This window comes from Joostella sp. CR20 (genome assembly GCF_038433465.1).
Taxonomy (GTDB): domain Bacteria; phylum Bacteroidota; class Bacteroidia; order Flavobacteriales; family Flavobacteriaceae; genus Galbibacter.
The window spans coordinates 1-347 of record NZ_JAESVF010000050.1; the positions used below are offsets into that span (position 1 = coordinate 1).

Genomic DNA, 347 nt, shown 5'->3' on the forward strand with positions numbered 1-347 from the left:
ATTCCTACTGGAATATCGGTAATCATATTCGTACCTACAGTTCCTTGGTCTGCTGTTACAGTAACTCCTGCGCTTGCTACAAAACTTACACTGTAAGTCGTCTGATCCTCTGAACATGTGGTTCCGCCAATACTCATTTGTGGCATGCCACAAGGATCATCACAATTATCTGGACTCGCTACGGTGATAACAGTCTCACAATCACCACTAGTTGCTGTAAGAACAATCGCTGTTCCGATAGCTCCTGTTACCGTGCCATCTCCATTATCCGTTCCACCAGTAACTACCAATGTAGAAATATCATCTTTCGTATAACTTACTGTATAGCTAGTGCTTCCTACACCATC

1 protein-coding gene is annotated in these 347 nt (G+C 43.2%); it reads right to left on the reverse strand.

What is annotated here, in order from left to right:
- Positions 1-347 (reverse strand): hypothetical protein (locus tag JMA43_RS13990; RefSeq protein ID WP_342157322.1); only part of this gene is annotated, 347 nt, incomplete at both ends.